The organism is Lentzea sp. NBC_00516, assembly GCF_036346835.1.
Classification (GTDB): domain Bacteria; phylum Actinomycetota; class Actinomycetes; order Mycobacteriales; family Pseudonocardiaceae; genus Lentzea; species Lentzea sokolovensis.
Map to the genome: position 1 here is coordinate 2,424,107 of NZ_CP107840.1, position 13,647 is coordinate 2,437,753.

The 13,647-nt window shown below is 67.8% G+C and carries 11 protein-coding genes; 7 read left to right on the forward strand and 4 right to left on the reverse strand.

Going from position 1 to position 13,647, the window contains the following annotated elements; translation table 11 throughout:
* Nucleotides 1-3 precede the first annotated feature (3 nt).
* Both OG205_RS11035 and OG205_RS11040 read left to right on the forward strand, forming a co-directional pair.
* Nucleotides 4-657 carry a pectate lyase family protein gene (locus OG205_RS11035; protein WP_330278143.1) on the forward strand — a complete coding sequence of 218 codons (654 nt, stop codon included), beginning with the start codon at nucleotides 4-6 and terminating at the stop codon, nucleotides 655-657.
* Between the two features lie 125 nt (nucleotides 658-782).
* Nucleotides 783-1,613 carry an SGNH/GDSL hydrolase family protein gene (locus OG205_RS11040; protein WP_330276104.1) on the forward strand — a complete coding sequence of 277 codons (831 nt, stop codon included), beginning with the start codon at nucleotides 783-785 and terminating at the stop codon, nucleotides 1,611-1,613.
* Here the strand turns inward: OG205_RS11040 and OG205_RS11045 are convergent, their stop codons facing one another.
* Nucleotides 1,614-2,423: an SDR family NAD(P)-dependent oxidoreductase gene (locus tag OG205_RS11045; protein WP_330276105.1), complete on the reverse strand. Its 810-nt coding sequence runs from the start codon at nucleotides 2,421-2,423 to the stop codon at nucleotides 1,614-1,616.
* A gap of 87 nt (nucleotides 2,424-2,510) precedes the next feature.
* Here OG205_RS11045 and OG205_RS11050 point away from each other — a divergent pair, with 87 nt between their 5' ends.
* A complete protein-coding gene (locus OG205_RS11050) occupies nucleotides 2,511-2,948 on the forward strand; it encodes a MarR family winged helix-turn-helix transcriptional regulator (RefSeq protein ID WP_330276106.1) in 438 nt (145 codons plus the stop codon).
* Nucleotides 2,949-2,963: 15 nt separating this feature from the next.
* Here OG205_RS11050 and OG205_RS11055 read toward each other — a convergent pair whose 3' ends face one another.
* Both OG205_RS11055 and OG205_RS11060 read right to left on the reverse strand, forming a co-directional pair.
* A complete protein-coding gene (locus OG205_RS11055; RefSeq protein ID WP_330276107.1) occupies nucleotides 2,964-3,851 on the reverse strand; it encodes an extracellular catalytic domain type 1 short-chain-length polyhydroxyalkanoate depolymerase in 888 nt (295 codons plus the stop codon).
* 7 nt (nucleotides 3,852-3,858) lie between these two features.
* Entirely contained in the window at nucleotides 3,859-6,876 is a 3,018-nt protein-coding gene (locus OG205_RS11060; RefSeq protein ID WP_330276108.1) for a glycoside hydrolase family 2 TIM barrel-domain containing protein, read from the reverse strand.
* A gap of 152 nt (nucleotides 6,877-7,028) precedes the next feature.
* Here OG205_RS11060 and OG205_RS11065 point away from each other — a divergent pair, with 152 nt between their 5' ends.
* The 3 genes from OG205_RS11065 to OG205_RS11075 all read left to right on the forward strand — a co-directional run bounded on the left by OG205_RS11065 (nucleotide 7,029) and on the right by OG205_RS11075 (nucleotide 9,797).
* Nucleotides 7,029-8,003 carry a pectinesterase family protein gene (locus tag OG205_RS11065; RefSeq protein WP_330276109.1) on the forward strand — a complete coding sequence of 325 codons (975 nt, stop codon included), beginning with the start codon at nucleotides 7,029-7,031 and terminating at the stop codon, nucleotides 8,001-8,003.
* 40 nt (nucleotides 8,004-8,043) lie between these two features.
* Nucleotides 8,044-8,853 (forward strand): rhamnogalacturonan acetylesterase, encoded by an 810-nt coding sequence (locus tag OG205_RS11070; RefSeq protein WP_330276110.1) that lies wholly within the window; start codon nucleotides 8,044-8,046, stop codon nucleotides 8,851-8,853.
* 104 nt (nucleotides 8,854-8,957) lie between these two features.
* Nucleotides 8,958-9,797, forward strand: coding sequence for an SGNH/GDSL hydrolase family protein (locus tag OG205_RS11075; protein ID WP_330276111.1), 840 nt, complete (start codon nucleotides 8,958-8,960; stop codon nucleotides 9,795-9,797).
* A gap of 47 nt (nucleotides 9,798-9,844) precedes the next feature.
* Here the strand turns inward: OG205_RS11075 and yicI are convergent, their stop codons facing one another.
* Complete coding sequence (gene yicI / locus OG205_RS11080) at nucleotides 9,845-12,070, reverse strand: alpha-xylosidase (RefSeq protein ID WP_330276112.1); 2,226 nt, start codon at nucleotides 12,068-12,070, stop codon at nucleotides 9,845-9,847.
* A gap of 289 nt (nucleotides 12,071-12,359) precedes the next feature.
* On the opposite strand from yicI, the gene OG205_RS11085 reads away from it, so the two are divergent.
* Nucleotides 12,360-13,565, forward strand: coding sequence for an FAD-dependent oxidoreductase (locus OG205_RS11085; RefSeq protein WP_330276113.1), 1,206 nt, complete (start codon nucleotides 12,360-12,362; stop codon nucleotides 13,563-13,565).
* Nucleotides 13,566-13,647: the final 82 nt, after the last annotated feature.

Consider the following 13,647-nt stretch of genomic DNA (forward strand, 5'->3'; position numbering starts at 1 on the left):
GGCCTGCCGGTCAGCGCGGCGACCACTCCCCCGGCGAACGCCGTGCACAACGTGATCATCCGCAACCTGGTGTTCCGCAACGCCAACGACGACTCGATCAACGTGCAGATGTTCTCCCACCACGTCTGGATCGACCACAACGACCTGTCCGCGGGCAAGGACGGCCTGATCGACATCAAGCGCGGGTCCAGCTACGTGACCGTGTCGTGGAACCACACCCACCACCACACCAAGAACATGCTGCTGGGCCACGACGACGGCAACGCCGCGCAGGACACCGGGTACCTCAAGGTGACCTACCACCACAACTTCTTCGACCGGACGCCGCAGCGCAACCCGCGCACCCGCTTCGGCAACCCGGTGCACGTGTTCAACAACTACTACGTCGCCAACAGCGACACGGGCGTCGCCTGCCAGAACAAGTCCGGCTGCTGGGTCGAGGGCAACTACTTCGAGAACGTCGAGGAGCCGATGACGAACAGTTACGCGGGCCCGAAGGGCAGCATCGTCGAGCGGGACAACGTCTACGTCAACAGCGGCAAACCGGTGGTGGGCGGCAGCGTGGAGGACCCGCGCGGCTACTACGCCTACGCCCTGGACACGCCGGCGAACGTGAAAGCGCTGGTGACCCAGGGTGCGGGTACCGGCAAGATCTGAGCCCGCCGACCCCGGTGCCCCGCCGCGCAGGAACTCTGCGACCGATGAGCGCGGCGTGACCACCAAGCATCGAGCACGGCCACGCATGGACAAAGATCGCGCTACGACCGCCCGTTCCTGAGAACATGGCTTTCCGAACCTACGAACTGAGGACAGCGGTGACGGGCACCTACCTGCGTTACGTGGCACTCGGGGACAGCCAGACCGAAGGCATGAACGACGGCGACGAAGTCCGCGGGTATCGAGGCTGGGCAGACCGCCTCGCCGAACATCTCGCCGCGGCGCAACCGCGGCTGCAGTACGCGAACCTCGCGGTCAGGGGACGAGTCACGGGCGAGGTCCGCGCAGAGCAGTTGCCCACCGCGCTGAGCCTGCGCCCTGACCTCGTCACCGTGTTGGCGGGGTTGAACGACCTGCTGCGTCCCCGGTTCGACGCCATCGCCGTGGCCGGACACCTGGAGAGCATGTTCGAGGCGCTGACCGGCGCCGGTGCGCGCGTCGTCGCCTTCACGCTGCCCGACCCGGGGCTCCTGGTGCCTGCCGCACGCGTGCTTACCAAGCGAGCACAGGACTTCAACGCCCGTGTGCGGGTGGCCGCCCACCGACACGGTGTCACCGTGGTGGACCTTTCGGTGTACCCGATATGCACAGACCCTCGGTTGTGGAGCGCGGACCGGCTGCACCTCAACGCGCTCGGCCACACCCGCCTCGCCGCAGCCGTCGCTCACGCGCTGGGCCTGCCGGACAGCGTCGATCTCTGGACCGATCCTCTTGCTCCACTACGGAAGCCCTCGATGTGGCGGAGCGCTGGAGTCGAACTGCGCTGGGCCGTGAGCTTCGTCAGTCCGTGGCTCCTGCGGCGCGCCCTCGGCAAGTCATCCGGAGACGGACGCACCGCGAAACGCCCCACTCTTGCCCCTGCGCCTCGATGGCCGGAACCCGACCCGGTTCGATGATCAGGGCAGGTCGGTGACCACGTCGAGGCCGAGCTTGCGGTTGAGGGCGGCCACGGCGTTGGTGACCGTCCGGCGCGGCAACGCCCGCGCCACGAGCGTGGTCAGCCGGTTCACGCCGCGGCCGGGGTAGGAGGCGGTGCGCCCGCGCGCGTAGTCGTCGAGCGTGCGGGCGGCGACCGACTCCGGTGAATCCGTCGCACGAGGATCCATCTTCGCCGTGGTGCCGTCGAAGAAACCCGTGTCGGTCGCTCCGGGATGTGCGGCCATGACGCGGACGCCAGAGCCGCGCAGTTCCTCGGCGACGGCTTCGGTGAACGACAGGACGAACGCCTTCGTCGCGGCGTAGCTCGCCTGGTAGGGCATCGGCTGGAACGCCGCCGTCGAACCCACGTTGATGATGCCACCCGCTCCCCTGGCCACCATCTCGCGACCGAACACGTGGGTGAGCTCCATGAGCGCGCCGATGTTGAGCGCGACCGAGCGGGTGCTCTGCTCGAAGGGGCGCTCGAAGAACCGGCCGGCCGAGCCCGAGCCGGCGTTGTTCACCAGCAGGTCCACCCGCACACCCAGGTCGGCCACGGCCTTGGCGACCGACTCGGGACCGCCTGGGTCCACCAGGTCGACGCCGATGACCTCCGCCGTCACTCCGTGGGCAGCCCTCACCTCCGCAGCGAGGTCTTCCAGCGCGGCCGTGGTGCGCGCCACGAGCACGAGGTTGGCGCCTCTCTTCGCCAGTTCCAGCGCGTACGCACGCCCAAGCCCCTTCGACGCACCGGTGACGAGCGCGGTGACACCGCTGAACGAGTACATGACCCACTCCAGTTGTTCGAGTCTCGAAGTATCTTCGATCGGAGCATAACAACTTCGAGACTCGAAGCAAGTTGCTAGAATGCCTCCATGGACGAACAAGGGGCGGTCGCGGCCATCCGCGCCATCCACGAGGTGTTCATGCGCACCGAGGCGGGGGTCACCGGCCCACTCGCGGAACTGGGTCTGACCCCCGCGACCGCCCAAGCGCTCTGGGCGCTGGAGCCGGACGAGGAACCGCCGTCGATGAAGACCGTGGCGAGCCGCCTGCACTGCAACGCGCCCAACCTCTCGTTCGTCGCGGACCAGCTCGCCGCACGTGGTCTTGTCGAACGGGTCCCCGACCCGCGGGACAGGCGTTCCCGCGCGCTCGTCCTCACCGAGAAGGGCCGGCAGGTGCGGGCACAGGTCATGCGGACGACGGTGGAGTCCAGTCCCCTGTCCGCGCTGGACCCCGACGACGTGGCCACCCTGCTGTCCGTTCTGGACAAGATCGTCCCCGCTTCGGGCCGAGTGCAGGACAGCTGAGACTCAGGAAACCGGCTATCCCCTGTCCAGGCCGAAGAACTGGATGGCGCGCAACGCCATCCCCGACGCCATCAGGTTGTGCCCGACATCCTGCAGCGAATACGACTCGACCTTGTCGCTGTACCGGCGACGGGTCCAGTTCGGCTGCGGCTGGTCGGTGGACGTCGGGGTGGTCGACAGCCTGTGGACGTTGGTCCACTGGTCGATCTCCTCGCCGAGGTTCGGGTAGCGCAGGACGTCGTCGGCGGTGCCGTGCCAGAGCTGCATGCGCGGCCGTTTGCCGGTGTAGCCGGGAAACGCCGACCGGGCGATGTCACCCCACTGCTGCGGCGTCTTGAGCACCAGGCCGTTGGCGCACTCGGTGTTCCACGAGGAGCCGTTGTTCGTCGCGAAGCAGCCGTCCGGCACACCGGCGAACGCCGCGCCGGCGTTGAAGACGTCCGGGTAGTTCGCGACCATGACGTTGGTCATCATGGCGCCGGACGAGATGCCCGTGACGTACACGCGGGCCGGATTTCCCCGGTACTGCCGCAGGGACCAGCGCACCATCGAGATCAGTCCGACCGGGTCACTGCCGGCGTCGCGCCGCAACGCCTGCGGCGACGACACGTCGAAGCACTTCTCGGCGCGGGTGACCGACGGGTAGATCACGACGAACCCGTACTGGTCCGCCAGCGTGGCGAACTCCGTGTTGCGATGCATCTCCGGGCCGGAACCGGTGCAGTAGTGCGGGGCCAGCAGGATGCCCGGCCTCGCGGCCACGCGGTCCGGCCGGTACACGTGCATGCGGAGGTTGCTGGGGTTCGGCCCGAAGTTCGTCACCTCGACGAGCGCGGCCGCGGAGGCCTGGGGTGTGACGACGAGACCGAGCAGGACTGCCAAAGCCAAAGCCATGCGGAACATGACGCTCCTAACGTCCGACCGTTGCTTCCGACACAGCCAGGAACCCTTGCGTGGTTCCCGGTGCGGAGCTGGTGAGGTCCAGGCGGATGCGGTCGCTGCGCACCGGGGTGAAGGTGATGCTCGCGGGTTTGCCGGCGGGCCATTCGACCTTCGCGTCGCGCACCGGCACGAACGCCCGGCCGTTCCAGTAGGACACCGCGATCGACGCCGGCAGGGCGTGTGCCGCGTCGGTGCGGAACGAGACCTGCACGGAGCCTGCCGGACCGCTCTCGGGAACGGGCAGCGACACCCAGTCCGTCGCGTGCGCACGGCTCACCGCGGGCAGCAGACCGGTGGCGCGCTTGAGGTAGTAGTTCGACCAGTAGGTGGAAGGATCCCCGTCGAGCATCGCGGCCGGGATCGTGTCGACGGCACCCGAGTAGCTCGCGTCCGCCGCCGGTGCGGGCGCCGGTACCGGTGCGGGATCGGCGGTGGCCCGCACCTGGCCCGGCCGGCCGTCGATCGCCGCGATCAGGGTGGTCGCGGTGCGCAGGCCGGGAGCGCGCGCTGTCACCGTGATCACGGAGGATGTCTGTCCGGATCGGACGATCGCCAGTGCTTTGCCGTTGAACGCGGTGCGCGAGCTCGCCTGGTAGTTCTCCGCGCTCTCCTGCCGGCCGTTGTCCAGTCCCGCGAGACCACCGCCCCTGACCTGGAACGAGATCAGGTCGTCCGCGTCCGGCACGACCACACCCGCGCGGTCGACGACCTCGGCCGTGACGAACGCGAGCGACCTGTCGTCGGCCTTCGTCACCCTGCGGTCCGGTGTCAGCCTGATCGCGTGCGGCTCGCCCGCCGTGCGGACCTCGTCCCGCGCCACCTCCACGCCACCGCGCTTGGCCACCGCGACGAGCCGGCCGGGCTGGAACGGCACCGACCACGTCAGGTGTAGCTTGCCCGCGCTGCCGTTGGGGCTGGTGTAACTGCCGGGATAGGGGCCGGTGACGACGTTCTTGTCGTCCCCGGTCGCCTCGGTGGTCTCGAGGTAGTTCGAGCCGGAGACCGTGGTCTTCTGGTCGAACTTCCGCTCCCCCAACGACTTGCCGTCGAGGTACAGCTCGACGGTGTCCGCGTTGCTGTACGCCCACACCGACACGGGCTCGCCGGGTCGGTGGCCGGTCCAGTCCATCGGCAGCAGGTGCACCATCGGTTCACTGCTCCACTGGCTGCGGAACAGGTGGTAGAAGTCCTTCTGGAACCCTGCGGTGTCGACCGCGCCGAAGAACGACGACTTCACCGGGAACACGTTGTAGGGCGTGGGTTCGCCGATGTAGTCGATGCCGGTCCACAGGAACTGACCGGCGAACCACTTGCGGTCACGGTCCTTCTTGAGGCCGTACTCGCCGCTGTAGGTCCAGGTCTCCAGGTTGTTGTCGTACGAGGACGTGTTGCGCCTGCCCGGCGTGTAGTTCTCGCCGGTGTTGAGCTGTTCCGGATCCTGGTAGTAGCCGCGGGTCGACGTGGAGGACGACGACTCGGCCTCGAAGAAGAACTTGTCCGGGTAACGGGTGTGCAGCTCGTCGATCGAGGACGCGTTGTTGTAGTTCAGGCCCAGCCCGTCGAGCATCCGCAGGATCTGGTCCTGCGGTGAGCCGATCGCGGGTACCCGGCGATACCGGTCGGAACCCATGACGATCGGGCGGGTGGTGTCGACGGCCCGCACGTCGTCGATGAGCCGCCGGGCGATCGGCGGGCCCGCGGCCGAGCTGGAGTCGGGGATCTCGTTGCCGATCGACCACATCACCACCGACGGCGAATTCTTGGCCGCGTGCACCATCTCGCGGAGGTCGGCGCTGCTGTTGGCGTCGAAGAACCGGCCGTAGTCGTACTTCACCTTCGGCGACCGCCAGGTGTCGAAGGCCTCGACCTGCAGCAGGATGCCCAACTCGTCGCACGCCCTGACGAACTCCGGCGAGGGCGGGTTGTGCGAGGTGCGCACGGCGTTCACGCCCATGCTCTTCATGATCCGCAACTGGCGGACGATCGCGTCGGACGAGACCGCTGAACCGAGCGCGCCGAGGTCGTGGTGGAGGTTGACACCCTTGAGCTTCGTCTCCACGCCGTTGAGCGAGAAGCCGTTGTCCGGATCGAACGCGAAGTACCGGATGCCCGTGCGGGTGCTGACGGTGTCCACGACCCTGCCGCGCACCCGGACCTCGCTGTCCACTGTGTACAGGTTCGGCCGATCGACCGACCACAGCGCCGGACCGGCGATCCTGATGTCCGTGGTGGCCGTGCTCGGTGTCGCGGCCAGTGCCGCACGAGTCGTTCCCCTGCCGACGATCCGGCCGCGCGGGTCCCTGACCGTCGAGACGATCTCCGCCTCGGTGGCGCTCTCGCTGACGGCGGTCGTCGCCACGCGCATCGTGGCGAAACCGGACTTGATCGTGGTCGCCAACTCGGGTGTCGTCACCTGCACGCCATGGCGCGTCACGTGCGCGGGCTCGGTCACGACCAGCCGGACGTCGCGGTAGATGCCGCTGCCGGAGTACCAGCGGCTGCTGGGCACCTGGTTGCGCACCTTCACCGCGAGCACGTTCGGTGAGCCGTCGGTGCGCGCGTCGAGGTCGTAGGCGAATCCGGTGTAGCCATAGGGATGGCGGCCGAGCAGTACGCCGTTGAGATACACCTCGGAGTCCATGTAGACGCCGTCGAATTCGATCGACAGTTTCTTGCCGGCCAATCGAGACGGCAGCGTGAACGCCTTGCGGTACCAGCCGAGTCCACCGGGCAGAAAGCCGGTTCCAGCGCCCGTGTGCGGACCTTCCACCGGGTCGAGTCCGATGCTCCAGTCGTGCGGCAGCCGCGTGTCCCGCCACGCCGGATCGAGTTCGCCGGGTTGCGGCGCGTCCTCGCCAGTGGTGTTGACCAGCGCGAACTGCCACCCTCCCGTGAAGTCGACAGACCTTCCAGCCGGTCGAACCTGCTCGGCCTGTGCCACCGGGTGGGCAGCGCACAGACCGGCCACGACCACGAAGCCGAGCACGGGTACCCAGAACCTGTTCGACCATCGATTCGACCGTCGAATAGCCAAAACCCACCACCCTGTAGCGATTTTCATGCTCCGGAACGCCATACTTGGCCGGTTCAGGAAAGCGCTTACCTGTCCTCTGCGCAAGAGGCGGGAGAAGAGGACCGATGAATCCGAGAGTGGCGGGAACCGCGGCCTTGGCCTTCGCCGCGCTGGTGAGCACCGGTGCGGCGGCCCCTGCCTCCGCCGGGCCGGCGGCCACGCTGACGGTGGCGGCCGACGGCAGCGCCCAGTACCGGACCGTGCAGGCCGCGATCAACGCGGCGCCGGCCAACAGCTCCGCACGCACCACGATCACGATCAAGGCGGGCACCTACCGGGAGATCGTGCGGGTGCCGTCGACCAGGACAGCGATCACCTTGCAGGGCCTGGGTTCCACGCCCGCGCAGACCGTGCTCGTGTTCAACAACAGCGCGAGCAGCAGTGGCACGTTCAACAGCGCCAGCATGTTCGTCGACGGCCGTGACTTCGCCGCCACGAACCTCACCATTTCCAACGACTACGCCGAGAAGCCCGGCACCGAGGGGAACCAGGCGGTGGCGCTGCACCTCAACGCCGACCGCGCCGTGTTCCGCAACGTCCGCCTGCTCGGCGACCAGGACACGTTCCTGGTCAACGAGAAGACCCGCGCCTACATGGTCGACTCGTACGTCGAAGGGACCGTCGACTTCGTCTTCGGTGGCGGCACCATGGTCTTCGAGCGCACCACCGTGCACGAGAAGCGCACCACCGGCGGCCCGATCACGGCCGCCAGCACCCCTGCCGCCAGGAAGTACGGCCTGCTCTTCTACCGCTGCACGATCACCGGCGCGACCGGCAACACCACCCAGCTGGGCAGGCCGTGGCGTCCCGACGGCCAGGTCCTCTACCGCGAGTCCACTCTCACCGCCACGCTCAAGAACTCCCAGCCGTGGATCGACATGAGCGACAACTCGTGGAAGAAGGCCCGGTTCTTCGAGTACCGCAACACCGGCCCCGGCGCCACCCAGAACTCGAACCGGCCCCAGCTGCAGGACTCCCTCGCCGGTGACTACACCCCGCAGAAGTACCTCGCGGGCACCGACGGCTGGAACCCCCGGTAAGGGTTCCGTCCTCCACCCTGGCACACAAGGGAGACCACCCGTGCACCTGAAACACACGGCCGTCACCGGCGTTCTCGTGGCCGCGCTGGCTGTCACGGGGACGAGCGCGTCGGCGGCAACCCCCGTCCGCGTCTTCGTCGCCGGAGACTCCACCGCGTCGACCTACGCGTCCGCACTGGCTCCCCGAACCGGGTGGGGACAGGCGTTGCCGGTGTTCCTCACCTCCAGCGCCGTGGCGGTGAACGCCGCCCTGTCCGGAGCCAGCTCCAAGAGCTTCGCCGACCAGGGTCGCCTCGACAGCGTTCTGGCCCAGCTCCGGCGCGGCGACCTTCTCCTGATCTCGTTCGGCCACAACGACGAGAAGAAGGAGGATCCGGCGCGGTACACCGAACCGTCGACGACCTACAAGTCCTATCTCTCGCAGTACATCGACAAGAGCAGGGCCAAGGGCGCGAAGCCGGTCCTGGTCACGTCCGTCGAACGTCGCCGCTTCACCAGCGCGGGCACCATCTCCCCGACCCACGGCGCGTACCCGGCGGCGATGCGCCGGCTCGCGGCGGACAAGGGCGTGCCGCTGGTGGACCTCACCGCGTCCAGCACGACGCTGTTCAACCGCGCCGGCGTCGAGGGCACGAAGAAGTACTTCCTGCACCTCAAGGCCGGGCAGAGTCCCAACTATCCCGACGGCGTCGAGGACAACACGCACTTCCAGGCGACCGGCGCGATCGAGGTCGCCCGGCTGGTCGCCACCGCCCTGCGCGACCGGGGAGTACTGCCATCCGGCTCGTTCCGGCAGCTCACCGTTGCGGTCCCGCCCAGTGCGATCGTCTGGCCGAGAACCGCGGCCTGAGTGAACCCGCGCCAAGGCCGCAAACCGTTGTGCCTGCACGCTCGAACATCGAGATCATTTTCTGTGCCGTCCACATCAGACAATCCTGCCGTCTGGAGACTATTGTGCGGAAACGTTTTCTGTCACTGGTGGCGCTGGCCGTCCTCCCTCTCCTCGCCCATGCCGGTCCTGCCTCGGCGGATCAGGCCGACTGCGCCCCCGCCGCCGCCGCCGAGTCGTCCGCCGCCGCGAGCGTGAAGGTCTGGCTCGCCGGCGACTCGACGATGTCCAACCCGCAGTCCGGCTGTCCCGCGGGCTGGGGCAGCCAGTTCGACCCGCTGTTCACCGGCGACGTCACCGTGGTGAACAGCGCGGTGGCCGGCCGGAGCATCCAGACCTGGCTGTACGAGTCCAACGTGAAGAGCACCAAGGACTCCGCCGGCGAGTGCGTGGTGAGCCCGCGGACGTTCCATCAGCGCTGGCTGACCATGCTGGATCCCACCAACGGGATGAAGGCCGGCGACTACCTGATGATCCAGTTCGGGATCAACGACGGTGACAGCAACTGCCCTCGTCACGTGGGTTCCGCACGGTACAAGGAACTCCTCGCCCTGATGGCCAAGGCCGCCAAGGACCGGGGCGTCACCCCGATCTTCCTGACGCCCGTCTCGGCGATCAGGTGCAGCGGCAACGCGGCAGTCGGCACCCGCGGCTTCCTCACCGAGACCTCCGACGCTGGCCGGGCCGCCGGCGCGACCGTCATCGACCTGCACAAGCTGAGCTACACGCTCTACAACACGCTCAAGCTGTGCCCCAACGACGGTGACTACACCAAGGGCCCGGTCGGCGCGTTCTTCTGCAACGACCACACCCACTTCGAGGCGGCCGGGGCCAGGCAGATCGCCGGTGTCGTCGCGAAGGCACTGCGTGACCAACGGATTCCGCTTTCCAGCTACCTCAAGTGAGAAGGGGTGGGTGGCCTGGTCGCCGCAGTGGCCGGACCACCCACCGCTCACCGGTCCTCGATGGTGAGAGCGCTTCCGGTGCCCGCAATCGGTTCTCCGGCAGGAAACTGGACCTGCCACGCCGCCGGCGGCGACTCGACCTGGACGTCGATCCGGTTGCCGCTGCGGCGCGTGCGGAACGTGGAACCGGCGACCTCGGTCGTGATCGAGGCACCGTCGTCGAGACGGTGGATCCGCAACGTGACGCCCTCGGCGTAGTCGTAGTCCGGGCGGTCGTCGACGGCACCCAACGGCAGGACGGTGTTCGGCCGCACCAGCAACGGCACCGTGAGGAAGTCGCACGACATCGTTGTCCACCTGCCGCCGTCGACCGGTTCGCCGGTGAAGAAGTCGGTCCAGACGCCGTCCGGCACGTAGAACGACACCTCGCCGCCGTCGGAGAACACCGGCGCCACCAGCAGGCTGTCGCCGAGCATGTACTGCCGTTCGAGGTGGGTGCACGCCGGATCGTCCGGGAACTCCAGCGCCATCGCCCGCATCATCGGCGTTCCGTCGGTGGCGGCCTGCAGCGCCGCGTGGTGCAGGTACGGCATCAGCCGTGCCTTGAGCTTCGCGAAGACCCGCAGCACGTCGACGGACTCCTCGTCGAACAGCCACGGCACCCGGTACGACGAGCTGCCGTGCAGGCGGCTGTGCGAGGACAGCAGGCCGAAGGCGATCCACCGCTTGAACAACGCGGGGTCCGGGGTGCCCTCGAAACCGCCGATGTCGTGGCTCCAGTACCCGAAACCGGACAGTCCCAGGGAAAGCCCACCGCGCAGGCTCTCGGCCATGGCCTCGTAGGTCGACTCGCAGTCACCGCCCCAGTGCACCGGGAACTGCTGCGACCCAGCGGTGGCAGCACGGGCGAACACCACGGCATCGCCCTCACCGCGCCGCTTTCGCAGCACCTCGAAGACCGTCTTGTTGTAGAGGTAGGAGTAGTAGTTGTGCATCCGCTCGGGATCGGAGCCGTCGAAGTACACGACGTCGGTGGGAATCCGCTCGCCGAAGTCGGTCTTGAAGCAGTCCACGCCCTGGTCCAGCAGGGCTTCCAGCTTGGCCGCGTACCACTCGCGGGCGGCCGGGTTGGTGAAGTCGACCAGCGCCATGCCCGGTTGCCACAGGTCCCACTGCCACACGTCACCGTTGGGCCGGCGCAGCAGGTAGCCGCCCTCCAGCCCTTCGGCGAACAGCGGAGACCGTTGTCCCACATAGGGATTGATCCACACGGAGATCCGCAGGTCCTTCGACTTCAGCCGGTCCAGCATCCCCTCGGGGTCGGGGAACATGCGCGGGTCCCACTCGAAGTCGCACCAGTGGTACTCGCGCATCCAGAAGCAGTCGAAGTGGAACACGCTCAGCGGCAGGTCGCGCTCGATCATGCCGTCGATGAAGCCGGAGACCGTTTCCTCGTCGTACGACGTCGTGAAGGACGTGGACAGCCACAGACCGAACGACCACATCGGCGGCATGGCCGGTTTGCCGGTCAGCGCCGTGTACTTGCGCAGGATCTCCTTGGGGCTCGGGCCGTAGATCACGAAGTACTCCAGCGTCTGCCCCTCGACGCTGAACTGCACGCACGACACCTTCTCCGAACCGACCTCGAACGACACGTGCCCCGGATCGTTGACGAAGACGCCGTAGCCCGCGTTGGTCAGGTAGAACGGCACGTTCTTGTAGGCCTGTTCACTGCTGGTGCCGCCGTCGGCGTTCCAGATGTCCACCACCTGACCGTTGCGGGCCAACGGGCCGAAGCGTTCACCGAGGCCGTACACCACCTCGCCGACGCCGAGTCCAAGCCGATCGCGGACGTAGTGCCTGCCGTCCACGGTCATGAAACCCATGCCCTTGGCGGAACTGGAGGTCAGCACCTTGCCGTCCGCGACGAACTCGACCAGCCAGTCACGGCTCACCCTCACCTCCAGCGCGCCGGCGGTGAGGGACTCCTCGGCGAGGTGCACGCGGGATTGCGTCCCGGCGATGACGAACTCCGGGTGCCTGGGCCGCCCCCCCTCGAAGTGCGTCAGGCTCACGCCGATCACGTCCGGCATCGGCGAGGAGAACCGCACCGTCGCCACCGGGCCCTGCAACAGGTCACCCCGGCGGTGAATCGGGCGGGTCGGTGCGTGGACCACCAACTCCCCTGCCGCCTGGGTGATGTCGTGGATCTCGACCGGATGAGCCGCCTGCACACCGTCGCGCAGGAGCCAGTACCCGTTGCTGAACTTCATCCGCCCGCTTTCACCATTCGAATTCGAATCGAAACGCTTCGATTGTCTTTCCTTCGAGGAGATTAGCGATCAGGTTCCCGGCGAGGAACCCCAGAAGCCGAGCACACCGAGCAATGAGCCGGGGATCATGACGCGTCTCGACCAGTGCTAGCGTGATGACTGGACGTACAAAAGTCACGGTCCGGTAGGTAGTCCGGATGGCGGTCAAGCGCTCGTACAGTGCCCGGTGAGGCACGTCCGGTGCGTCCCTTTTCGTTTCGTTGCCGAGAAGGGACACAGTGTGTCGAGCATGCACGTCATCGTCGCCGGGGGTGGACTGGGTGGTCTGGCCCTCGCACAGGGACTTCGCCGAGCGGGGCTCAGCGTCGCCGTGTACGAGAAGGATCCCGACGCGGCTTTCCGCAACCAGGGCTACCGCATCCGCATCAACTCGGATGGCATCACCGCGCTCAAGGAACTGCTGACGCCGCAAGCGTTCGAGGTGTTCGCTGCCACCGCCGCAACCCCTGGGGCGCGCATGAGCACCTTCGACCACCGGCTGAACCTCGTGCACGCCCAGGAACTCCCGCTGTCGCCGGACCTGCCGGGAGGCGGCCACCTCGCGGTCAACCGCACGACCCTGCGGCAGATCCTGTTGTCCGGACTGGACGAGTCCGTCCACTACGGTGCCAGGTTCAGCCGCTACGACATCAACCCGTCGGGCACCGTCACCGCGCACTTCACTGACGGCACCAGCGCCACCGGTGACGTTCTGATCGGCGCCGACGGCGTCAGTTCGGCCATGCGCGCGCAGTACCTGCCGCAGGCCCAGGTCGTCGACGCCGGACTCCGGCTGCTCTACGGCAAGGTCCCGTTCGCCGATCACGAGGACCGCCGCGCGATCCCGCCCGAACTGCTGGGTCTGTGGACCACCGTGGTCGGTCCGGAAAAGCGGTTTGTCGGCCTCGCCCCCGTGCGGTACCGCGAGCCGATGCACCGGGCGACAGCACGGATCGCTCCGGAGATCGAGCTCAGCGACGACAGCGACTACCTCGCGTGCGTCTTCGGCGCCCGACGCGAACAGTTCCCCTGCACCGATGAGGATCTGTTCGCGATGGAAGGCCCGCGGCTGCGGGCACTGACGCTGAGTCTGCTGGAGGGCTGGCACCCCGTGCTGGCCGACGTCGTGTCGGCTCAGGACCCCGCCTCGATCTTCCCCGTCTCGGTGCGCACCAGCGTGCCGACCGGCACGGGCCCGCCCACCGCGGTCACCCTGCTCGGAGACGCCGTCCACGTGATGAGCCCCGCGATCGGCGTCGGCGCGAACACCGCGCTGCGCGACGCCCGCCTCCTGAGTGACCATCTCGTCCAGGCTGCCGATGGTCGGCCGCTCGCGGAGGCGTTGCACGCGTACGAGAAAAAGATGACGGGCTACGGCTTTGACGCCGTGCGTGACTCGGCTGGCCGTGGGCACGCACTCGTCGGCCAGGACCCACTGCCCTCTCACGAGGAGTAGACGTCCACCGTCCACAGTGGTCGAATCAGCCACACCGCCGGGACCAGTAAGAAGCATCACATCGACCGGAGTTTTCCCGGTG